Raw genomic sequence first — 23,504 nt, 5'->3', positions numbered from 1 at the left:
CAGATTAAATGAAATATCAACCAACAAATCCTTATTCTATGGCAAATAATGGCAGATAATCAGGATCAAGGTAATAATTTCAGCATCAATAATACCTTAGCGTCATCACGCCCATAGTATAGCGATGAGCCTACAATTTAAGGCTTGCGTTCTTTTTATGCTATTGCCATAGTAGAAATCATCGCCAATCACGGATGACTCAACCTATGTTGCCAGCAAAACCTTCTCTAATGAAAGCTCAGGCCGATGATGAGACCGCCGCAGGCCCCATGTTCTCAATCAAAGGCGACAACCCTCTTATTTGGCCACTACTTTCACTACTCCAAAGTTCAAATCACAGTTGGAAAGTACATCACCTTGCCGCAGAACTACAGCAAAAAGGCCTGTTGCAGAACCTAGATGATAATGCCCAAAAAGCCCTGTTTAAACAAAACTTCTTACTCATGAATGCGCTGTTTGAACTACAACAGATGCTACTTCCAGATAGCTGGCTGCAAGTAAAATCGATGGAAATCCAAATTTTCAGGATCATCCCTAGCGATCTCAATCAACAGCTATATGAAGCCGATGCGCTACGTGATTACTATATGGATTGGCGTAACTACGACACCTGCCCAAACATTATCCAAGAGATGTTAGAGTCATTTTGGAATCGTTATGAACAATACATAGGCGCTAACCCCAATCTTATGCACAAAAGTCAGGCGTTACGGGTATTTGAACTCGATGACAATGCCACAGATAAGATGGTGCGAAAACAGTGGCGTAAGTTAGCACTCATATGGCACCCAGACCGAGAAGGCGGCGATGCGGCCAAATTTCGACAGGTTTGTGAGGCTTGGCAAACTTTGCGCGTAAAATGATAAAAAATCATCTCAATATACAACTTAGCTCACACTGTAGGCGCTGTTTCTTAGCACCAGTTCAGTCATGCTTAAGCTTTCGCTATTATGCTAAAAAACAATTTAATTTTTACGCTTAAGACTTTTGTACAGCGCAGCTGTCACTAGAGGACTCTATGATTAAACATATCGCATTAGCGCTCACCTTAGCTGTAGCGCCATTAAGCAGTTTCGCTACACAATTTATTGAAGGTAAACATTTCACTACGGTATCTGAAAAAGCCCCCAGTGCAGAACCCAAACTGACCGAGTTCTACTCTTTCTATTGCCACAACTGCTTCAACATGGAGACGCAATATCTTGGCGATATTAAAGCAAACCTAAAGCCAGAGGTGAGCTTTGACAGCAAGCATGTTGACTTCATGAACAGCGATATCGGCACAGAAGTGATGCGTTCACTGGCGGTTATCCAAGAGCTCAAAGTGCAAGATAAGATGATGCACGCGATGTTTGTTGCCATTCAAGGCAATGAAGGAGCCCACGGACATGATCATAACCACGATCATGGCGCCCACGAAAAACCACAAATCAACAACCGCGCCGATATCAAAAAAGTCTTTGCCGACAAAGGCATCGATATCAGTAAATATGATGAAATCGCAGACAGCAAAGCAGTTAATGAAAAAATAGCCCTATGGCGTGCGCAGCAACGAGAGTTTCGCATTCAAAGCGTGCCAACCTTTATCGTTAACGATAAATACGCCGTTAACCTCAGCGAAATGCGCACCCTTGGTGAGCTTATCGACCTGATTAACTATCTCGCGGTAGAGCACAAGTAAGCCCAGCGCTTAGCGTCGATTTCATAACATCGATTTCATAAAAAAAGGCTCCCACGGAGCCTTTTTTTATGCGCTTTGTTATTTAAATAAAGCACATAACAGAATAACGAGCTAAACATTAAACAATGGTATTATAACCTTAGCATCATGATATGACGCTAGCAGAAACAAAATGTGTGTTGGCACATCATTTTGTCAAAATTTGTCGCTATCATCTGCATCAGGCTAAATATAGTCAAATTACTACAAGGAGTATTTATGTCCCTTAGCCATAAGCAAAAAGTGTACATACCAAAGGAAGTTAGAAGTAATCAATACATTACAGCGGAGATTAAGGTAACCGATGAGTTGCTGAGTCATTACCCTGACTACAACACATGTTACCAAACACTGAGTCATACTATTTTCAACCTAGCCACTGAAGAAGATATCCGTAATATTCATGTGATCACCAATGATAAGCTACCCATCGTCCGCTTTCATACCGAGGCGTATTGCTTCCCAACGGCAGAGCAGATAGTGTTTTTCTATAATCCTCAATACCATGAAGCACAGACTCTTCATAGTCAGCCAGGTTACCGCGCACGTAAGATAAAAATTCTATTCTTAGCCACCGGTGACGAAATTCGCAGCAACTCGGCTAATTTTCACATTAAAGTGCTCTCTTTCCTCGAAAAGTTAGCGCCACAACTGCCAGAAGCCGCTCTCAAAATAAAAATCCGTGATCATCAACATCTCTCTTACGATCTCTTTGCAAAGGCCAAAGGCAATAAAGAAACCTACGGCTTTAAGCTGCGCCCTATCGACCTAAGATATAAAGCAAGGAACTGCCCACTGCCTGACGATCATTGCTCAATATGCTATGTCACAGTGAAATTAACCCTAAGCCGCAAGCTCAAACAAGAGATATTACCGAGTCATACCGATGACTATAGCCCGCTGTATAAAAAGCTAGAGGAGACATTTCTCCAAGCGGCATCAGCCAAGCAATTGAAACAAATAGCTATGGTTGCTAATGAACTAACACCACTGGTACGCAACAGTAAATATGACCAAGTTGAACGCACCGATGAAGTGCAGATGCTGGGTTTCAATCCCCATCAAGAAACGCAGCAATTTGTGAGTCATTGGGACGGAAATCATTTAGTCGAAATGGTTAACTTTATTATTGTAGCCGAGCCCAAAGACTGTAAAGATGCAGGTTTAGGTCGTTTTCTGAATCAAGTCGAAGATGCACTCAAACTGCTGACTTCTGGACTCGCATTAGATAAATCCCGTGAAAGCTTGATCGTCCGATTCTACCAGCACATTAGCTATCAAACCGCTAAGTAAAATCGTGCACTGGCCGCTAGCTCATAGGCTTAACGCGATGAGTTAGCGGCTAGTGAGTCAACCGCGACAAGTTGTCCCTAAATCCCGCCGAGTTAGATAATGACTATAAATCCCGTCTAACTACGTTAGCGAAGTCCACTGATGATCATTTAAAAAAATCTAAGCCACTACATCAGATATGGCGTCATGTAGTATAAATATACTGGTGGAAATCAGTTATTGACGCCATAGTCGTTGGTTAGGTAATTGCTATCAACACACCCACGAAAACGATACCTATAAGGATGTATAGCCCTACTTTGCTCGTCTCAAACTGTTTAGCTCTAGCTTGAGCTTCCGCTTGCTGAACCCGAACAAACTGGGTATCGAAATAGTCAACCTTATTTTGCAACTGCATCACCGAATCGGTTTCTTCAGCCTTGGAACTACAAGGAATGCTATCCGTTACAAGGGCAAAATCGCCCTTGAATGCATGAACTGTGTATTTATAGTTTCCAGATCTAAAAGTTTCTTTTTCAAAACCCAAATTCAAAATTGCGTTGCAGCCAGCTTCTCTTGCTAAAGTCTCAATATGCTCCCGAGCCTCTTCGAAATCCTTTATGAAGCGAGTATTAATTGCCTGTCTTTTTTCAACGTTTCCATGTTTGGGTAATTTGCTTTTGCTCGTAAAAAAATCAACGACCTGCTTTTTAAAGTAAACTGTCGGAATACTCACTTTTTTCGCCGCCAGCCCTTTTGGCGTTGGCGTCGGGTCAAACTCTATTACAACATCTTTTACTAGCTTAACTTCATCGTTTCTATCTAGTAAACCAGACACATGTAAGAAGTAGCTTTCACCATCCTCCCCCGTTACGAATCCATATTTTTTATTTGCAAGATATGATACAACTTTACCCTTCAAACCTATTCCTCTTTATAGTTATTCCATTTGAATGCTGAAAACAAGCCACCCATTATAAAACAAAAACATAATACGCTTTCGGTTTATGTTCAATCGCCGTGCTGTGATTTAGCCATATCTAGGTCGATACGATATTGCCGGAATATCGATGTATGACGACATTAACCCTTCTGACTTGAAAATGGCGTATTTCAGCTGCACTAAACCAACCTATTGCACCAGAACAACAGGTTTTGTGATGCAATAAAGCGTTAATATCAGTCTATTTTGAAATGCTGGCAGCTCGCGGCAAAGTGCCGTCGTCGCTTCTCTAAGTGTTCACAGTAATGGGTAACTGCTTGTAATGTGCCCACCGGGCCATGAAACAATTGACCGAATTTGCTGATAAGCTTAACCCAATTTTCATGAGGGATATTCAACCTTGTCAGTACGTTGGCACTGTTTTCACTGATAGCGCCACGTTTATCGTCACGAATAATACGTCCAGTATCATCAACCAGTTCGAGGTAGTCTGTTAAGGAAAAAGCAATACCATTCGGTTGATTGTCGCGTTCATTGCCGATAAAAGGGAGTAGCTTTTTGGGCTGCTCACCTTTTAAGGCAGCCTTAATGCGTAGTTGAACACTGGTATGGTCTGAGCCCTCAGGTGTCGCGGCCATCTTGGCTCGAATGGGATTCAAATCAACGTAGGCCATACAGGCTAAAACCGCGCCTTCATCTAACAAAGCTTGGGATTTAAAGCGTCCTTCCCAGAATCGACCCGAGCAGCCATCTTCTTGATTCGCTTGCCTTGCTATCGGTTCATTCAAACAGCGCATAAACCACGAAATATCACATAATCGACTTCGGTAAATTGCGATAGCATGCTTGAGTTTAACCACTTCATGGGGTTCAACTAACTCACCTTTTATGAATTTACGGGTTAGGTCATCACCATTAAACAGCTTATGCCATTGTTCAAGCACTTCTCGGTCAGTCCAGCGATTTGCGGTCTCGATATCAATACGTAGCACCACATGAAGGTGATTCGACATTACAGCAAATGCTGCCACATCAATGGCAAAAGCCGCTGCAAGCTCAAATAGCAGCGATTCAATCCAACTGCGGCGATGATCATAATTTTTCCCCGAATAAGCATCATCACCACATAAAAAGGCTCGCCTTACTACACGGCTACAACAATGATAATAGGGAGTGTCTTCAAGACTAATTTGGGTACGGCGAGGACGTGGCATAACAACCTCCTTGTCTAATGCTCTTTCAAAGCTTAGTAGAAGGTCGTTTCTGATGCACATTAACTATGGGTGTCTATTTATTTTCTCTGTAAATCATACAGTAAAGCAAATACTTCCTTAGCACAATGCGAACAGGATCATGTATCGGTTCAACGCATTCCTGAGCTACAGTATGTAAATTCATTCACCGGAAAAATATAATGAATATGTCACATTATTCACATTTGGATTCATATAAAATGTTTTAAATTATTATTTAATTAAGGTGTGTTATGAAAGCTAAAGTTTGGCTGTTGTCAGCATTGGCGTTTCCACTGTTTTTTACTTGCAAGAGTGCTAATGCAGAGGTAGAAATGGGACAATTCATCAATATCTGTAAAGAATCAGAAGATATATGTGCAATGATGTTTTTTTCGACACTAGACGGAATCAAATATGGTTCATTTACTAATGAAGACTATCGAGTAGGTTCTGACACTCAAAATAAAAAGCTTTTTGTTTGTTGGAAGGAATTAAATAAAAATAATCAGGGATATCTCTTTGAAGAGTTTTACAATAACTTGAATATAGAGCAATTTACCAGTGGTCCTGGCGCAAAACTTCCAGTTGCCTATGTCCTTACTTTTTCTTTAAAATCCAGATACCCTAGCTGTAGCTGAAAAATATTATTGTCTATCTTCATTATCACTGTTCTATAGTAATCTAAAGTTGATCACTATAGCCCCTGACAGTTATATGGACTATTTTCAGCTATGAATCGGCAAAGAATCGACTAATTTCAGATTCGAAGTTAGTATCGAAAAGAAATAAACCTGTGGCCAATTTTTATTGGCCACAGGTTTAGCAATAGGTTTCTGAAAACAAGCCACCCATTATAAAACAAAAACATAATACGCTTTCGGTTTATGTTCAATCGCCGTGCTGTGATTTGGCCATATCTAGGTCGATACGATATTGCCGGAATATCGATGTATGACGACATTAACCCTTCTGACTTGAAAATGGCGTATTTCAGCTGCACTAAACCAACCTATTGCACCAGAACAACAGGTTTTGTGATGCAATAAAGCGTTAATATCAGTCTATTTTGAAATGCTGGCAGCTCGCGGCAAAGTGCCGTCGTCGCTTCTCTAAGTGTTCACAGTAATGGGTAACTGCTTGTAATGTGCCCACCGGGCCATGAAACAATTGACCAAATTTGCTGATAAGCTTAACCCAATTTTCATGAGGGATATTCAACCTTGTCAGTACGTTGGCACTGTTTTCACTGATAGCGCCACGTTTATCGTCACGAATAATACGTCCAGTATCATCAACCAGTTCGAGGTAGTCTGTTAAGGAAAAAGCAATACCATTCGGTTGATTGTCGCGTTCATTGCCGATAAAAGGGAGTAGCTTTTTGGGCTGCTCACCTTTTAAGGCAGCCTTAATGCGTAGTTGAACACTGGTATGGTCTGAGCCCTCAGGTGTCGCGGCCATCTTGGCTCGAATGGGATTCAAATCAACGTAGGCCATACAGGCTAAAACCGAGCCTTCATCTAACAAAGCTTGGGATTTAAAGCGTCCTTCCCAGAATCGACCCGAGCAGCCATCTTCTTGATTCGCTTGCCTTGCTATCGGTTCATTCAAACAGCGCATAAACCACGAAATATCACATAATCGACTTCGGTAAATCGCGATAGCATGCTTGAGTTTAACCACTTCATGGGGTTCAACTAACTCACCTTTTGTGAACTTACGGGTTAGGTCATCACCATTAAACAGCTTATGCCATTGTTCAAGCACTTCTCGGTCAGTCCAGCAATTTGCGGTCTCAATGTCGATACGTAGCACCACATGAAGGTGATTCGACATTACGGCAAATGCTGCCACATCAATGGCAAAAGCCGCTGCAAGCTCAAATAGCAGCGATTCAATCCAACTGCGGCGATGATCATAATTTTTCCCCGAATAGGCATCATCACCACATAAAAAGGCTCGCCTTACTACACGGCTACAACAATGATAATAGGGAGTGTCTTCAAGACTAATTTGGGTACGGCGAGGACGTGGCATAACAACCTCCTTGTCTAATGCTCTTTCAAAGCTTAGTAGAAGGTCGTTTCTGATGCACATTAACTATGGATGTCTATTTATTTTTTCAGCCCGAAGGGCGATGCTGCCTTTGCTTGTTAGTGGTTTTTGACGATTAATTCGCATTTATAGCCGCCATTTTCGCTTTCCAAATTTGTGCTTACATAAAGTGTATATTTTCCTGGCTTGGAAAATATTGCTTCATTGCCGCCTTTACTGTCCCACCGATATCCCGTTGTTACTGGGGTTATTTCAATTGCGTTGACGCCTTCAAATTGCAAGGGAGACATTAAAGAAGTCATCGCCGATGGCGGTGAGCCAACAACCAAAAACAACCATAGATTCTCTTCGTGTCGATATACGGCAAGTTCTTTGCCGTGATGCTCACCAAGTTTTACTTGGAGAGATTCTCCTAGGTTTAATTCGCGTGGAACACATGAAACCATCTTATCTGATTCTAACCAGATGGTTTCTGGGGCCTCTGATTCTTCAGCAATCCCTTGCATGCAGGAGAGAGCGAAGATTAGAAATAGAGCTCGGTTCATGGTTGACCACTAACGCCTTGCTTTGGGGCCGCAGTGCATGCGCGAAGCGCCGGAACGGAGGTCCCAGCCGCGCAGCGGCGACAACAGCAACTTGTTATGAGTTGCCACTACGGAAGCTCCCCTAGATATGGAAATGCGCACCAGGACAACAATACAAATAGGGTGAGATTTGCAGTATATGCCAGCGCCCTAGACCCTTTAGCTAATGCTGTTGCCGATATTACAAACGCAACGCCAAAGCCCAATAAATTTTCAATGGCCACAATCTTGGTATGTTCTGGGCCCTGATATTTGATGCCATACTCCCATGCAATTTGAAAGTACATAAAGTTAAGAACGCCAATAGCGACCACCAAAGCCAAAATAATTTTAGTGAAGTGTACCGAAGAAGATGAAAGTTTAAGTACCAATAAGTAAAGTGCCGGAGTGACAAACGGAAAAAGAATCAAGGTAACAAATGCAACAATCACGATAGGTAACGGCATTGGAACCCAGGCATTGGGCACGCGACCTAACACGATAGCGCCTGAAACTGCTGCCAATAATACAGCCCCGCCATACATCCATTGTTTATGGGACAAATCCATGACTCTCCTGTGACTCATAACCTTTTATTAGTGCGCATGCGCATTTACCTCGTTAGACCAGTGAAAACACGCACAGTTAACTATCTGTATGTAATGAACTTATCAGCATTTTGCTAAATACACCATCTGGAAAAACGCGCATGCGCGTTTTCCAAACCTATTATCTACTTGACGAATACCATAAGTGATTAATTTTAATGCGATTTATTTAAGCCAAAATGAGAAAACGCGCACGAATACAGGATGAAAATCGTTCAAAATCCTGATGGTTTTAATATCACTGTATACTTATCTAGTTTTTAATGGGAAGTAGTGAATTACATCACACACGTGTCGCGATGAAAATTGCTAGGTCATAAAGTCCGTTCGTTACTGAACCACCGACAACTTGTTAACTCATTTGGGGGCAAAAATCAGTTAGCTTTCACGCCTTAAACACACCAATACCACCAAATCGAAGAGACGTTAAATACCAAGTGTAGATACGCCTGTGACCTTCGGTTTCAGGGATGAAACCGCAGAGCGGCCAGGGATGGCGCACAGCGTGTCACAGGCGTATCAGCACAGCCCTCGCCGGGCAGGCGTTAGATGGCGATGAAGGTACGACCTTCAACTCATTTAATAAATGAGCGTGTCGCCAAATGCCAACCAAGCAAACTAGAGAAATGCCAAACCTGCATTCTAAGGGCAACACATTTTGGGGCAAAACTAAGTTAGCTTTTGCACTAACGGCGCACACAAAATGAATCCGAATCGAAGAGATAGAATAGTCCAGTGTAAACGCGGCTGCGCCCTTCAAACACATTCAACTTAAACCCTAGCACCACCGAGCACAAACCGACTCGAAGCAAAGCAATCCCAAAAAACCTAAAACCTAAAATCTAAAATCTAAAACCTAATTGGGGCTAATTACGGATAAAATCCAGTAGGTGCGCTGCCGCACAAATACTATGCACTATGATAAAAGCGATAAAACCATGGGCGGCGCTATGGTGATAACTGCGCCAATTGAGCGCCTCACTGCTGCCTTGAGTAATAAACCACATCACCCCAGTAAACGACACTAAAACCAGTAAGATTAAACCAATCCCTTCAATAACACTAAACAGTCCTCGACCGCCCGCTAGGGGGATTTTACCTTGCTTAAGGCCGCAGATATCATTGCTCAGTTGACTAAAATCGCCTACAAGCCAAGGAAAATATTGACGCCATTTACCTTTCACGACATTGGTCAGCAAGATAGAAACCGAGAAACAGGCAACCAATAAGCCCAGATAGACGTGTAAATAGTCCCACATCGACGCATTAGCCCTAATGGCACGCCCCATGAGTAGCCAACCGCTAGTGGAGATTAAAAATAGCGACGATAGAATCAACACAAGATGTTGATATTCAATCACCTTCTTGCCCAATGAGGTGAGCAGTTTAACCATTTACTATCTCCTCAATACGGATTGCCACTAGAGTTGGTGCAATTGCTGTGCATACTGACTGACTTTATCCCAGTCAGTATATTCCACCTTAGTATCCGCCGCGGTTGGCCCCTTAGTTATCCACATAATAAAGCGAATGATGTTTCTATCGACGGCGTTATAACCTTGATAATCTAAGTTACCGCCGAATACGGCTAATAGCTTAGGCTTCCATGTTGTTTTCGCTAAGAATGCTTGCATATATGGGTTAGTTTCAGGGGTGTTTTTAGCCGGTTTTCGCGCCACTAAACTTACCGAAAAAAAACTACTGACCTTATCACTAAGCTGATTAATATTGCGGCTAATAAAATCGTAAACCGCTGGATTATGTTTACCATGGCGGATACTGGCACCGATCACCACTTTGTCGAAAACATCGAGTGCGGGCGCCTCATCAATACTGGCACAAGTCACCTCGTTGCCATAAGACTCTAACTGCTGCTTTAGATAGTCAGTGACTTTGCGTGTCTGTCCGTGAACGCTGGAATAGATGATTAAAATTTTACTCACTGATACCTCTAATATTATTAATTTCAATCTGTAACATCATCATAAGTCATCTAGGTCAACATTTAGTTGAAACAGATCACGAGGGATAAGTGCAAAACATCGAGTAAGTTTACCTACATCACAAATTAATTCCATCGATGTAAAACACAGGCAGAAAAAAGCGGAGCTATGCTCCGCTTTTACCTTTACGCTGTCGGTATAACCTAAGCTATAACGACATCACAAAAGCGATTAACTGTGCCCGTTCACTGACGCTCAAGGCCATAAAATTATCGGTGCTAGTTTGCGCTTCACCACCGTGCCATAAAATCGCTTCTTCTATGGTATTTGCACGACCATCGTGTAAAAAGCCCGCTTGTGGATTCACCGTTTGAGTTAAACCTATCCCCCATAACGGCCGAGTGCGCCACTCATTACCATTAGCTAAAAAGTCAGGACGACCATCGGCAAGCCCCTCTCCCATATCGTGGAGCAACATGTCAGTGAATGGATAGATAGTTTGTCCTTTTAATGCATCAATCATTGGTATGCCACCAATATCCCCCGAGGATTTAGTCACAAAACTCGGTTGATGGCAGCCACTGCAATTAAGCTCACTAAATAGCCGAGCACCTTCACGAACATCGGTATCTTGCACATTACGCCGCGCTGGCACAGCTAAGGTTTCTGCATAAAACACCACATCATCACTGAACGCCGCGCTGGCCTCTGGGGCACCACTCTCATCACTGCCAGTATCGGTAAAACCTGTGCGAGTTAAATAGCTATCATGCAGCGAGGTGCCGACAATGCTTTCGTCAGGAAACAGCGGATTGGTTATACCGATATCGCCTCGCAGCGCACCTAAGGATTGCACTCGCACACTTGGAGTATTGGCTTTCCAACCAAAACGCCCGAGTGACACTGGGTTTTTATCTCCATTTTGGGCTTTTACCGCATCGAAAACATAGTTAGGACGACCAGAAATATGGTCGCCATTCACATCATTCTCATCGGCAAGGGCGACAATATCGGCCTCAGGAATGGCCTCTAACAAACCGAGACCAAAGACGGGCATACCGTTACGCCATCCCATCAGCACATCATCTTGTAACAGGTTCGAGGTAAGGTTACTGCTAGCCTTGGTTTCCCCTGGGGCATCAAACGGGTTTTCAACCTCAAATAGGGGCTTTTTCAAATTGACGCTACGGCCATCGGGATAAGTCACGGTATGAGTCTCATAGGAGAGATACACATCGGCCTGACCACCAAACAGATTTTGCTCCCAGTCCGCACGCGCCTTAAGCACGCCACGATGAAACAGTTGCCCCCCAAAATTAGGCACAGGGATCGGGGCGCAGTAATCATTTTCCATCACCCCCTCAGTGCAAGGTACATCGGGTGCTTTACTGATTCGAAGAAAGATCCCGGCTTCTGAGCCCAGTTTGATACGCATCTTACCCGCAGGAATACTCGGTGTTGAGTTACGGCCATCTCGTTGATGACAAGAATTACAGTCGGCATTGTTAAACACTGGGCCTAAGCCATCAAGCTCTGGATGCTCACTATTGGGAGCCGTGGTAAAGGCGGTTTCAAAATTGACGTCTCCGGCGAGATGCTGGCTGAGTTCTGCGGGGGTGAGGTTGACCGCAGGGGTCGAAAATCCATGGCCAGATGAAGCCGAATCGAAGGTTGTAGTCTCTCCCCCCAATGCCGCTACATCGGTATAAGCTGGATAGACTTTATCTGGCGTTGGTGTGGTCACTTCATCACCCGAACCACCGCAACCGCTTAAACAACAAATGATCGCTGCCACGCCGAGCGCTTGGCGTTTAATATTATTTTTAATCATTAACTTACTCACATTTAACCTTGATAAATCTGGGGGCTTTGGGGCAAAAAAAGAGGAGAGCGCATAGCGCCTCCCCTTTTGTATTCGCCCTATTTCCCTTGCCACTCTTGCAGTAATGGCAGTACTTCGTTTTGTAGGCTAGTTTGTAACTTGGATAAGGCATCTACCGCTTTTTGTACCCTAACTCGCCCTGCGGTATCTTGTATTGCCTGACGGAATGGCATGTTATTGGTTCCTGCGATGGCGCGGATCTGCAAAATAGCCTCATCGATTTCTCGCCCAACACGGGTGGCTAACTCTGGATTTGCCGCGCTAACAAAATCGACAATACCTTGTTTATCCGCCTCACCTGTAAATTCACCTTGGTAGACATTACGTACCCCAATGATGTTGTCACTAAAATCGGTAAGCGAATTCCAAGAATATTGAGACTCTACCTTTGACGTATCGGCAGTTTGCGCCGAGCTACCGAAGGGATCGGCGATCTTACCGTTGCCCACTTCGTCGACGATACCGATCATCCCTTTAATCAACTCTTCAATTACCCCAACTTGAGAGCTATAAAAGGTATTGCCATTAGTCCCTGGTGTTTTAAGTAGCTCACCATAAGCGGCACCAGATTTGCCATCATGACTAACTAGCCAGGCATCGGCGAGGATCCGTGTATAGTCACGGAACACTTCGGCAAGCCCCATGAGATAATCGCGCTCATTTGCGCTAAGTTCATCGATACTTTTAACGTTGTTATTAACCCCATCGCCAAAGAGTAGATATTCCATGGTATGGAAACCTTGAACATCATCGTTCCACACTTTGATGGTATCGGCGTCAAAGCCAGAGCTATTTGCCAATACCGTTTGCAAATCTGTGGTGTTTAGCGGCCAGCTATCTAAATGGGGATCGATACCCAACGAGTCTACAGGACCAAAAATGTGCGATTCTCCCTGCTCCCAAGGCTGACGGGCATCTTTCCATGCCGCTTGCGCCGCCTCCAAATTGGCCTGAGTTGGTGTTGCCACTAAGGTTTGGGTCGCTAAGAGTAATGCCGTACCACGATCGGCTAAAATCGAATATCCGCTGACAATCACGTCATCACTTAGATTGACTATCATCTCGTCAGCCGAAAAACTAAAGCCCGTTTCTGGCTCCACGACGGGGGTATCGTCGCTACCAGAGCCACCACAAGCAGCTAAAGAAGAGATAAGGGCTAAGGCGATCGCACTGTATTTAAGTTGTTTCATTGATAACTCCATTTATTTATTCGAAATGACGGTCAGCGCCACTTATAGTGAGAATTGATATCCAACACCTAAAGCGAAAAAGTTGGTATCAGGAATGGCTGCGACGGCAACTTGCTGACGCCCAGCTTCAGCCTTAATGACGATTTCAGGAATTGGAGAATAGTTAACCCCGAGGCTGGTCCAGGTGTTTTCGTAACGTTTGGTAGCACTGCCACTGTCCACGTCGGCAAGCGGATTGGCATAATCGAGGTTGGCAAATACCGTTAATGGAAGGTCAAAGAAGTGATGTAAATCGATACCCGCTTCGATAAAGAAGGCTTCAGACTCGCTGCCCAGCTGGGCAAAGTTACCCGGCTTTAAGCCTGGGGTCGATTTATTCGCTTGAGTGATCGCATCGGCATCACTCAAGGTGCCATACAGATATTGACCACGTACGATCCATGGCCCTTCAACATAGGCTCCTGACACGGCAAGAATGCTGACACTACCATCGCCACTTACCTTGTTACTCTTATGGCGATTACCGCTCGTGTTACCGTAATAGTACGCCACACCAACGGCTGTACCTTTTTTAAAGCTGCCATAATCGAGGCGCAAAGCATAAGCTAAGTCGTCGGCATTGACGCTTTCGAAACGCTTTTGATGCCCTGACGCTATCCAATCGTAGGTACGAAAATATTCAGAATTCAAACCACTAATCACTTGAGCCTGATAGTGAAAGTCGGCATATTCACCAAAAATTCCCACCCCAGTTTCATTCCATACTGCGGGCAACATAGCCGCTTCACTACGATGACGCAGTACGGTCAGGTACTGATTAGGTTTATGTAATATGCTAGACAAGCCGATAGGCAGATGAATGTTACCGAACTTAATCCCAAAATGTTGATTGGGACGATAGCGAAGTTGGGCCTTTTCAATCATCACTTCACCGCCCGCTTCGACCTCTGACTCAAACTCACCAAACTCATCGAAACCATCGTATTCTAGCGCGCTCCCCGTGCCGCCATGTTCATATTCAATTTCGACCTCCATGTCCCATTCATCAGTAAACTGATAACCAAACTCGGTCACAATACGCTCGAGATCGAAACGGCCACGACGCTCTGGTCGAGTATCTTGAACATTGTCATAGTATTCATCACTGGTGTAATTAACACTGCCATATGATTCGAACTTAAATCGACTCCAAGGGCTCTTAGCCGCTTCCGACTGCACCAGGGTTTTTACCACTTCTTGCTGTTTTGATACTTGCTCCTGCTGCTGTTGAGCCATTGTCGCCAATTGCTGCTTCAATAACTTAAGTTCATTCTCTTGACGCTCTATTGCCTGTTGCAATACTTCAGGATCGACCGCAGCCAACGCGTTAGTCGATAAGAAAACACTCATCCCGAGTACCACTGCATTTAGATCCCACTTCATATTATCTCCACGCTGAACAAACAGCTTCCCCCCCTAAATGCGAGCAACATACATTAAATGCAAATCATTCTCATTATAATTTACATTTGTTAATAACATTTTTGCAAAATAACGATCACATGAAAATATCAAGCAGAAGAGGTTGGCAAAGATTGAATCCATCTTGGTGACTAAATAAACATGAGGTAGACTAGCTGTCTGTTTTTTCTCCCAATAATTAAGCAACAACTCATGCAGAAAAGTCCGCAAAAACTATTGTTATTAATGACATTTGTTATGTCTCTGGTGTTTTCTGTTTGGCAAGTATTACTGAATAACTTTGTTATCGAACGGGCCAACTTTACTGGTGCTGAAATCGGCATGTTACAAAGCCTCAGAGAAGTCCCCGGGTTTCTGGCATTCACCGCCATCTTCATTTTACTGCTGTTAAAAGAGCAGACATTTGCACTGTTATCTTTGGCGCTATTAACCATAGGTGTCGCCATCACTGGGTTTTTCCCGCAAGTGATTGGCCTCTATCTCACGACGATCTTGATGTCGGTAGGCTTTCATTACTTTGAAACAATAAATCAGTCACTGACATTGCAATGGATCGACAAACAAGAAACGGCAGGATTTTTAGGTAAAGCGTTGGCTTGGCGCTCGGCTGCAGCGCTAACGGGATACGCTAGCATTTGGATTATCATGACGTGGCTGCAACTCGATTATCAGTGGATGTATGCCATCATTGGTGCACTCGGCTTAGTGATGGTCATTATCTTAGCGGGTTATTTCCCACAGTTTCCTCAGGGGGAGCTCCAACATAAGAAAGTGATCTTACGCAAACGCTATTGGCTCTACTATTTGCTGACCTTTTTCTCAGGCGCAAGACGTCAGATATTCATGGTTTTCGCCGGCTTTATGATGGTTGAAAAGTTCGGTTACAGCGTTAGCCAGATCACCGCACTGTTTCTGATTAACTACGTGGTTAACCTATTGTTTGCACCTGCAATTGGTCGGTTTATTGGCCGCATTGGCGAGCGTAATGCCCTGACCTTGGAATATATTGGCTTAATCATCATTTTTACCAGTTATGCCTTTGTCGAACAAAGTGAATTTGCTGCCGCACTGTACGTTATTGATCATCTGTTGTTTGCTATGGCCATTGCGATAAAAACCTACTTCCAAAAAATTGCCGATCCAAAAGATATCGCCGCGACCATGTCAGTGAGTTTTACCATTAACCATATCGCGGCAGTCGTTATCCCTGCGTTATTGGGACTTTTCTGGCTTTACTCTCATAAAATAGTGTTCTTTATCGGTGCTGGATTTGCGCTATGCTCCTTGATGTTGGCATTCAATATTCCACGCCACCCAAGTGCGAAGAAACAAGTTAACTGGCCTATTGGCGCTAACTCTTAATTGCCTAAACAGACACTAGGGGCTATAAAACTTTTACGATAAACTGCTTTAATGCACCTATTACATAGAGCAACGTAAACATGGCTGAAGTCGTAAAGGTATCTAACAATCAACTTGATGTGTCTGCACGCAAAAAAACCTTGCTGCTAGGACGACAATTAGGTTTAGGTAGCGAGGAGGGCTATCGGCCATCGAATGCATCTATCATTGAGCGCGCCGAACATCGAGCGCTCAAACAGGCGAGCCAGTACCAGAGTAATATTGAGACCATCTACGCTATCGCAATATCTCACAGCTCATCAGAGGTCACTGGTGCGGACTTAGATCCTGACTGGGTACACCAGTTCTTTAAATTGGCAGAACAGATCCACAACCGCAACATGCAAGAGTTATGGGGACGAATCTTAGCCAACGAAGTCAGCAGCCCAGGGAATTTCAGCTTAAGAAGTTTGGCAGCACTCAAACAGCTGACCCATAAAGAAGCACAGATGTTCGAGAAAGTGTTAACCATGGCAGCCACCATTAATGGTGATTCAAAGCTCAAGCTTATCAATGGCTATCGTCACACAGGAGGCATTGGGCAACTGTTTAGAAAATCGGAAAACGTGAATATCGCCTTTTCACTGTTTGGATTACCCTACTCTTCAATCCTCACCCTGATGGATGCAGGATTGTTACACAGAAGTGAGTTCGAAACTGGTGAGCTAACCTCAAAGAATCCTATCAGCTTTACCCTAGCAGGCATTAAAAAGACACTCACCCCTAAGCATGGGCATCTGATCTTAAGCTACTATCGATTAACCTCTACCGGGGATGAATTAGCTCAGCTAGTTCACCCCAAACCAGATGAAGAGTATGCGAAGGCGCTAGGCGCCCTATTCACTAAAGATTTTAAACTTGATTAGTGACAGCTAGAGTTTCTTCAACAGAAAGATTAGCTTCATCAGGATTAAACCAGTTTAAGCTAGTCGCTAAACCGACAACTTCACCAATAATCATCAGCGCTGGCATCTTAAGTTCTGGTGATGCAGCTAATTGTTCAAGCTCACCTAAGGTACCAATAACGCTACGCTGATTTGCGGTAGTCGCTTTAGACACAATCGCCACTGGCGTAGAGGCAGCGCGGCCAGCGTTGATCAAGCCTTGCTGTATGGTGCCTGCATTTAAAATACCCATGTAGATAACGAGCGTATTTTGGCTATTGGCATAGCTGCTCCAGTCGGTTGGACGACTCTCAAGTTTGCAATGACCGGTAATAAAAGTGACCCCTTGAGCATGCTCTCTATGGGTCAGGGGAATACCAGCATAAGCAGAGGTACCGCTCGCAGCAGTAATGCCTGGAACCACTTCAAACGCCACACCCGCCTCAACCAAGGTTTCTAACTCTTCTCCGCCACGACCAAAAATAAACGGATCGCCACCTTTGAGCCGCACCACGTTTTGACGAGTATAGGCTTTAGTGACTAAGAGTTGATTGATCTCATCCTGCGCTGCACTGTGTTTACCTGCGCGTTTGCCTACGGCAATCTTTTCAGCATCTGCAGGCACCAATGCCATGATCTCATCACTCACCAAGGCATCATATAATACGACATCTGCTTTTTTTAAGATGCGATAAGCCTTAAGCGTTAATAGCTCAACGTCTCCAGGCCCAGCCCCAACGAGCCAGACCTTGCCGAGTGCCTGCTGCCTGGGTAAAGTAAATAGTTCCATGTTCGCATCTCTCACTGTGTAGTCAGACTAATATACCGCCATTCTTATTCCCTAAAAAAGAGCTAATAGTTAACATTTATTCCTTTTAGTTATTAAAAATAGAGACAGAGATGATAAGAGTTACTTTTGTAAAATAGATCAATGGTATAGAAGTGAGATAAACTGAAGAATATAAAAAGGTGCAGAATTGTGCTTCAGATGTTAAAACTGCTGTTCATTTTTACGCAATACCACATCATATGATCTGTGCTAAATGGTGCAAACAAGGACCCCTAAAATGAAAGTTGCTCATTATTGCTTATGCTTGCCTCTATTTGGCCTACTGACCTTTTCCTCGCAAACCTATTGCACAGAGAAACCAGCGGAAGCATCACCAAAAGAGAGTAATGATTCATTACTCAATGAGAGGATAAAAGATGAATTGGCAACGGCTGAGCTGCCTTTTGTGATCACTCCTCACAAGGTTAACTACATCTTGCCAATGACCTATAACAACACCCCCAATGAAGCTCCCTTTAAAGAGGAGATAGAAAGAAACTCAGCAGAGGTCGATAAAGCTGAAGCCAAGTTCCAGATTAGCTTCAAGTTTCCCTTGATGTATAACGTCTTTGGTGACAATGGCCATCTGTTTTTCGCCTATACCAACCAATCCTATTGGCAAGTTTACAATAAAGAGGTGTCATCCCCTTTTCGTGAAACCAACCATGAACCCGAAATATTTATGATGTTCAACAACGATTGGAAAATTGGCTCATTGACCAATTCGATTTGGGGCGTGGGTGCAGTGCATCAATCGAATGGGCAATCGGGTAATCTCTCCCGCAGTTGGAACCGCATTTATGGCACTATGGTGTTTGATGACGGTCCATTAGCATTGGGAGTAAAGGTATGGTGGCGCATCCCCGAAGATGAAAAGGAGTTTCCCACCTCACCTAAAGGAGATGATAACCCTGACATCTTAGATTACATGGGTAATTTCGAAATTCACGCTGTTTACGGGCTTGATGAGCATAGATTTAGCCTGATGCTTAGAAACAACCTCGAAAAGCCTAATTATGGTGCGATAGAAGCGACTTGGAGCTACCCTATCGTTGGCACGCTTAGGGTTTACGCTCAGTACTTTAATGGCTACGGCGAGAGTTTAATCGACTATAATGCCCATACCAATCGTCTCGGTATCGGCGTGTCGATAAACGACATATTATAGCCCCCAAATAGACTAAGGAGCATGATGAAATTCGGACATCAAACCATTATCAATGGGTTCGGACTGATCATGCTCATCAGCTGTATTCAACTCACTTTTATCGCGCTGCGGAGCGAGCCTCCAAAGGCGCTACTCAGTCAACAAGAGATCCACACCGATCTCGTGCTGCTTGAGCAGAAAATTGCCACTCACTCGTCTTTGGCCGCTATCGCCCCGCAGCATTTTGAGCAGTTTAAAAAAAGGGCGATGCAAGTCGCTAATTCACCGAGAACAACCATCAATCGCGGTGAATTTGCCATCCAACTCCTTAAAGTGCTCGCACCACTCGATGACATTTCCAGTCGAGTGTCAAACATTCGAGCCAAACAATACCTTCCCATCACACTGCGCCAGATGGATGGTGGCTGGTTAGCCTTAAATCGTAACGATGAGCCTCTAGATGCAGATTTTCCCTTTATCACACATATAGATGGCCTGCCATTAAAGCGCTGGGTAGCTGCCAGCCAACAATTTCTACCACCATCGATACAATCCGTAGCCACCGAGCAAGCAAAGATACTGCGGATGTTATCGATACTGCGACAGGAGATAGGTATCTCGAGTAGCGAAACGGTTCGTTTAACACTCAGTGATCAGCAACAACATATCCGCCAACTCAGCTTGGCCGTCGAACGGAATATACCTAGAGCGCTGCAACCTTCGAAGACCACCACAAACTTCAACAATACGCCAGAGGGTTTCTTTAGCTTTAATGATCTCAGCCAATTTACGCTCGGCAACTCACTCGAACAGTCTCTAAAACGCTCCCTATTTTCACCTATTACTATATTGGATTTACGTCATGCTTATGGCAATGGCGAACAGTTACTCGCTTGGCTAGCTAGCTATTACAGCCCAGCAGTGGCGGCGCCGCTCAGTGGAGTGAATCTATCGAACACTTACGCCATCGCTCGTTATAGACGCGCAGCAAACGTACGAGGCGACTACCTGACGCCAATGAACTTTGTCCCCTACGATTCATTATCGAGACAAGATCAGTATGAAGTTGATCTGACAGAGCAGCAGATAGAGACTCAGTTCGATGACGGTTTTAGCCAATGGCATGTTCGAAAATGGCAACAACAAGCGCTTCCGCTGCATCTATTGCCTCAACCCAAACCAGGAAAATTGATACTGTTAATCGGGCCAGGCTGTCGTCAGCAATGCCAATGGATAGCACATTTTGCAAAACAGTGGCCCAAGACTGTCTTAATTGGCGAACCCACTCGGGGGGATTTCGGCAAGCATCATCATTTTAAGTTACCCAGCAGTGGCATCACAGTGGCTATCACCAGCAGTATCATCTTTGACATGGTAGGACAACGTTTGTCGGGAGTCCCCACCAAACCAGATATTGAGCTTCCCATCGATGAGATACTCTATTGGCAAGGGATCCTTGCCTTAGTTAACGCGCACAACCAAACCAGTAGTCACTAACAATAATCCTCAGGTGCAATACCGCATCTGGCAAAATACCGACAAAAGGACGTCCAACATGAATACCCTTTTTAAACGCTTCATCATTAGTGCAGGCCTAATCATCAGCATCTGCAGTGTTAACTTGGCTCAAGCTACCGACCTTAACGTCGGTGACAAGGCACCTGAATTTCGTCTGCAAGCCACCGATGGCCACTTTTATCAGCTCAGTGACTATCTTGGAAAACAAACCTTAGTGCTTGCCTGGTACCCTATGGCGAACACCCGAGGTTGCACGCTTGAGTGCAAATCATTAGTGCAAAAAGGGGATCTTATTCGCCAATACAATGCGGTATATATGATGGCGAGCGTCGATGACTTAGAAGACAACCAGAAGTTTGCCAAAGAACAGCAAGCCGATTTCCCCATGCTTAGCGATCCCACTAAAGCGGTAGCCAAGGCCTATGACGTACTGAATCTGGTTCGAGTCGCTAGCCGCGTCACTTTCTATATAGGTAAAGATGGCACCATCTTAAAAATTGATGATGACATCAACCCAGAAACGGCTGCTGAAGATATCGCAGCAACATTAGCGCAGCTCGGTGTTGAGAAGCAGGGCTAGGTTCCGTCTATGTTGAAGTAACCATTTAAACCAATGCCTCGAAGGCAAGGTCGTAGGCCTTGCCTAAATCAAGCGTCTTGGGCTTATCAGCTTTCAATTCGCTATTTCTCTTATCAGTGGCTTTAAGCGTCGCGGGATGCACAAAAATGAGCGGCACTGGCGTAATAGTCAATAATACCCCTTCAAGTATAAATGTGCCCGCTCCACCAGCACCTTGGCCAGTGGTAGCACGTCGATTTAGCACTAATTGCTCAACATGATGTTCAATGCAATATGCACTGAACGCTTCACAAAACGTCTTGATATCTTCTACCGTTGGCGCCTTAGGAATGGCAATTTTATTGACCTTAGTGGCCACGACTCGATGCATGGCACGCGTCCCGTCAAGGCTAACTAAACGCACCTCATTGCCCTTTAAAAATACACCTGTCGTTATCAAAATATTCACCTCTACACAAAACATAAAGCCCCATCATTATGATAAGTCATAGTGATAGGGCTCTAGGAGAAACTTGCTTTTTAATGGTATTACTTGTTGTTATGGGTCTGCACAAAGGAATCGATAACAATACCTTGAGCATTCACATCCACATCAAGCTTAACCTTCATGTTGTAATCTTTAAGAGTGGCAAACTCAGGAGGAAGCGACTCGCCGCTCATCTCCATAAGGGTCATCATAGGCGTAAATATCTTGCCGTAGTCAGCCGACATACTCAGCAAACCATTCGCCGACAATGTCTCTTTTGCTAAACCATCAGCGATCGCTTGACTCTTGTTGCCGCTATAGATAGCCAAATGATTGCCTTTAAGTGCCATGTTAGCGCTAAAGCCAAGATATGGCGGCAGTTGCAATGCACGGTTGAGATCAACCGCACTACCATCTGTCGGTAACTGGATATTAGCAAGCTCAGGTGCAAATGGTTTCACCATGTTAAATAGGGTGGCAGGATCATCAGCCGATAACGTCACTATGGCATCGAGATCTTTAAGCTGAACCTGTTCAGTCCCCTCGCTCAATTCATAATCGATAAGCGACATAGACAGGCCTTTAACACCATTAGCCATTCCGGTGAACATGCCTAACATAGCAGGTGATTGATTTGCCATTTCAGCTTGCATCTGCTGCAATGGCCCACATTGATATGAAGGCGTTAGCAGTTCGTTCCATACCTTAGTCAAGGCTGGAACAAACTCGTTGACATCGACACCTAAGCCAAATGAAAACACACTGTTATTCACATCTTGGGTATAGGCAGGTAAGAATCCACGGATCTGCTTTAGTGCGCCCATGATCACCTGATTATGACTTTCGATCACAGTGCTAAAGCCCATGCGAGTCTGCTTATCTTTAATCTCAAACTCTGTATAACCGATGACGGTTCTAGGCCAGTTTTGCGCGATACCCGTTAATTCTGTGCGGCAAACATCGGATCTCAGCTCAGCAAAAGGATCTTCTTTAGTGATGGAATAAAAATGATTCAACTGTTTCGCCAGCTGATTACCATCACTAGTGGTGATAGCCTTAACAAGTTCTTGATGATTGATATAGCTGATGCCATCTTTTAAGAAACTATGCTTAGCAAAAATATCTTCGACAATACCCGCTTCACTCAGTGGATTAGGGACGGCTTTGATCCCGAGCGCGGTTTCAAGCAGGGCTGGATCGCTAAAGCTGGTTGCTAACGTGATAGTTAACACCCCTTTATCGATAGCCAATACGAGATCTATCTGCTCCTCTTCAGTTTCATCCAGTAGCGGATAGGCACGGTAACTAATGCCTCCTATCGTTCGTAGCTGGTGAGTTAGGCCACTTTCGGCATCGATACCATCTAATAACGCCCAAAGCACGTCGGGCTTAGCAACATCGAGCTTAAGGACAGGCAAAGCACCTAAGGTATAAAAATAACTGGTTAGGTTATCAGGTAAACCAAAGGTGTCGACAAACGTCTGACCATCTTTTATCGCGGCCATATAACGGTTAAATAATCCGAGGAAAAACTTAATACGTGGATCATTTTCATATTTCATAAGCTCATGAAGATCTTGAGGATATTGCTTTTGAGCATCAGAAATTGAATCGATGTAGTCTTTGATTGGAAATGGCTTGAACTGTGCTGAAAAAACTGGCGTATCTGCTGGCACGAATGCCAACATTGCATGATTGGGCTCGGCTTCCTTCTGCTGAGTCACCCAGTATGCGCCTGCTCCAATAGCGATCACTGCCGCTGCCACTAATGCCTTTTTCATTAAAAACTCCCTTTAAATTTTATAGCGGC

The 23,504-nt window shown here is 44.2% G+C and carries 22 protein-coding genes; 9 read left to right on the top strand and 13 right to left on the bottom strand.

What is annotated here, in order from left to right:
• Positions 1 to 206: 206 nt before the first annotated feature.
• From K0I62_RS03390 to K0I62_RS03380, 3 genes are all read left to right on the top strand, one after another.
• Positions 207 to 863: a DNA-J related domain-containing protein gene (locus K0I62_RS03390; RefSeq protein ID WP_220070127.1), complete on the top strand. Its 657-nt coding sequence runs from the start codon at positions 207 to 209 to the stop codon at positions 861 to 863.
• Between the two features lie 155 nt (positions 864 to 1,018).
• On the top strand, positions 1,019 to 1,681 hold the full coding sequence (locus K0I62_RS03385; protein WP_220070126.1) for a thiol:disulfide interchange protein DsbA/DsbL: 663 nt from the start codon (positions 1,019 to 1,021) through the stop codon (positions 1,679 to 1,681).
• Positions 1,682 to 1,939: 258 nt separating this feature from the next.
• Entirely contained in the window at positions 1,940 to 3,013 is a 1,074-nt protein-coding gene (locus tag K0I62_RS03380; protein WP_220070125.1) for a DUF3083 family protein, read from the top strand.
• 238 nt (positions 3,014 to 3,251) lie between these two features.
• Here K0I62_RS03380 and K0I62_RS03375 read toward each other — a convergent pair whose 3' ends face one another.
• Together K0I62_RS03375 and K0I62_RS03370 are read right to left on the bottom strand one after the other, a co-directional pair.
• Entirely contained in the window at positions 3,252 to 3,914 is a 663-nt protein-coding gene (locus K0I62_RS03375; protein ID WP_220070124.1) for a cold-shock protein, read from the bottom strand.
• Between the two features lie 257 nt (positions 3,915 to 4,171).
• Complete coding sequence (locus K0I62_RS03370; protein WP_220070123.1) at positions 4,172 to 5,149, bottom strand: transposase; 978 nt, start codon at positions 5,147 to 5,149, stop codon at positions 4,172 to 4,174.
• Positions 5,150 to 5,421: 272 nt separating this feature from the next.
• Between K0I62_RS03370 and K0I62_RS03365 the strand changes: the two genes are divergently transcribed.
• The gene (locus tag K0I62_RS03365) at positions 5,422 to 5,808 is read left to right on the top strand and encodes a hypothetical protein (protein ID WP_220070122.1); all 387 of its coding nucleotides are present in this window, start codon (positions 5,422 to 5,424) and stop codon (positions 5,806 to 5,808) included.
• Positions 5,809 to 6,226: 418 nt separating this feature from the next.
• On the opposite strand, the gene K0I62_RS03360 is transcribed toward K0I62_RS03365, so the two are convergent.
• The 8 genes from K0I62_RS03360 to K0I62_RS03325 form a co-directional block, all read right to left on the bottom strand.
• Entirely contained in the window at positions 6,227 to 7,204 is a 978-nt protein-coding gene (locus K0I62_RS03360; protein ID WP_220070121.1) for a transposase, read from the bottom strand.
• Between the two features lie 116 nt (positions 7,205 to 7,320).
• Positions 7,321 to 7,767, bottom strand: a complete 447-nt coding sequence (locus K0I62_RS03355; RefSeq protein ID WP_220070120.1) for a hypothetical protein — start codon at positions 7,765 to 7,767, stop codon at positions 7,321 to 7,323.
• Between the two features lie 107 nt (positions 7,768 to 7,874).
• Positions 7,875 to 8,354: a hypothetical protein gene (locus K0I62_RS03350; RefSeq protein ID WP_220070119.1), complete on the bottom strand. Its 480-nt coding sequence runs from the start codon at positions 8,352 to 8,354 to the stop codon at positions 7,875 to 7,877.
• 905 nt (positions 8,355 to 9,259) lie between these two features.
• Positions 9,260 to 9,787, bottom strand: a complete 528-nt coding sequence (locus K0I62_RS03345) for a cytochrome b/b6 domain-containing protein (RefSeq protein WP_220070118.1) — start codon at positions 9,785 to 9,787, stop codon at positions 9,260 to 9,262.
• 27 nt (positions 9,788 to 9,814) lie between these two features.
• Complete coding sequence (gene hemG / locus K0I62_RS03340) at positions 9,815 to 10,336, bottom strand: menaquinone-dependent protoporphyrinogen IX dehydrogenase (protein ID WP_220070117.1); 522 nt, start codon at positions 10,334 to 10,336, stop codon at positions 9,815 to 9,817.
• A 208-nt stretch (positions 10,337 to 10,544) separates the two neighbouring features.
• Complete coding sequence (locus K0I62_RS03335) at positions 10,545 to 12,167, bottom strand: di-heme oxidoredictase family protein (RefSeq protein ID WP_220070116.1); 1,623 nt, start codon at positions 12,165 to 12,167, stop codon at positions 10,545 to 10,547.
• 89 nt (positions 12,168 to 12,256) lie between these two features.
• A complete protein-coding gene (locus K0I62_RS03330; protein ID WP_220070115.1) occupies positions 12,257 to 13,408 on the bottom strand; it encodes an imelysin family protein in 1,152 nt (383 codons plus the stop codon).
• A gap of 42 nt (positions 13,409 to 13,450) precedes the next feature.
• On the bottom strand, positions 13,451 to 14,830 hold the full coding sequence (locus tag K0I62_RS03325) for a hypothetical protein (protein WP_220070114.1): 1,380 nt from the start codon (positions 14,828 to 14,830) through the stop codon (positions 13,451 to 13,453).
• Positions 14,831 to 15,061: 231 nt separating this feature from the next.
• Between K0I62_RS03325 and K0I62_RS03320 the strand changes: the two genes are divergently transcribed.
• Both K0I62_RS03320 and K0I62_RS03315 read left to right on the top strand, forming a co-directional pair.
• Positions 15,062 to 16,231, top strand: coding sequence for an MFS transporter (locus K0I62_RS03320; RefSeq protein WP_220070113.1), 1,170 nt, complete (start codon positions 15,062 to 15,064; stop codon positions 16,229 to 16,231).
• A gap of 80 nt (positions 16,232 to 16,311) precedes the next feature.
• On the top strand, positions 16,312 to 17,136 hold the full coding sequence (locus K0I62_RS03315; protein WP_220070112.1) for a TIGR03899 family protein: 825 nt from the start codon (positions 16,312 to 16,314) through the stop codon (positions 17,134 to 17,136).
• On the opposite strand, the gene cobA is transcribed toward K0I62_RS03315, so the two are convergent.
• Positions 17,123 to 17,944 (bottom strand): uroporphyrinogen-III C-methyltransferase, encoded by an 822-nt coding sequence (gene cobA, locus K0I62_RS03310; protein WP_220070111.1) that lies wholly within the window; start codon positions 17,942 to 17,944, stop codon positions 17,123 to 17,125. The two genes, K0I62_RS03315 and cobA, sit on opposite strands and share 14 nt — an antisense overlap.
• Before the next feature lie 277 nt (positions 17,945 to 18,221).
• Between cobA and K0I62_RS03305 the strand changes: the two genes are divergently transcribed.
• From K0I62_RS03305 to K0I62_RS03295, 3 genes are read left to right on the top strand one after another with little or no spacing between them, the layout of a single operon-like run.
• Complete coding sequence (locus K0I62_RS03305) at positions 18,222 to 19,151, top strand: phospholipase A (RefSeq protein WP_220070110.1); 930 nt, start codon at positions 18,222 to 18,224, stop codon at positions 19,149 to 19,151.
• A gap of 21 nt (positions 19,152 to 19,172) precedes the next feature.
• Complete coding sequence (locus tag K0I62_RS03300; protein WP_220070109.1) at positions 19,173 to 20,627, top strand: S41 family peptidase; 1,455 nt, start codon at positions 19,173 to 19,175, stop codon at positions 20,625 to 20,627.
• A 58-nt stretch (positions 20,628 to 20,685) separates the two neighbouring features.
• Complete coding sequence (locus tag K0I62_RS03295; RefSeq protein ID WP_220070108.1) at positions 20,686 to 21,228, top strand: peroxiredoxin; 543 nt, start codon at positions 20,686 to 20,688, stop codon at positions 21,226 to 21,228.
• A gap of 25 nt (positions 21,229 to 21,253) precedes the next feature.
• On the opposite strand, the gene K0I62_RS03290 is transcribed toward K0I62_RS03295, so the two are convergent.
• Complete coding sequence (locus K0I62_RS03290) at positions 21,254 to 21,691, bottom strand: DUF3010 family protein (RefSeq protein ID WP_258405075.1); 438 nt, start codon at positions 21,689 to 21,691, stop codon at positions 21,254 to 21,256.
• Between the two features lie 65 nt (positions 21,692 to 21,756).
• A complete protein-coding gene (locus K0I62_RS03285; RefSeq protein WP_220070107.1) occupies positions 21,757 to 23,475 on the bottom strand; it encodes a hypothetical protein in 1,719 nt (572 codons plus the stop codon).
• Between the last annotated feature and the right edge of the window lie 29 nt (positions 23,476 to 23,504).

The sequence above is a fragment of the Shewanella psychrotolerans genome (genome assembly GCF_019457595.1).
Classification (GTDB): domain Bacteria; phylum Pseudomonadota; class Gammaproteobacteria; order Enterobacterales; family Shewanellaceae; genus Shewanella; species Shewanella psychrotolerans.
Note: the sequence above shows the minus strand (reverse complement) of the source record. Positions and strands in the feature narration are given on the sequence as shown.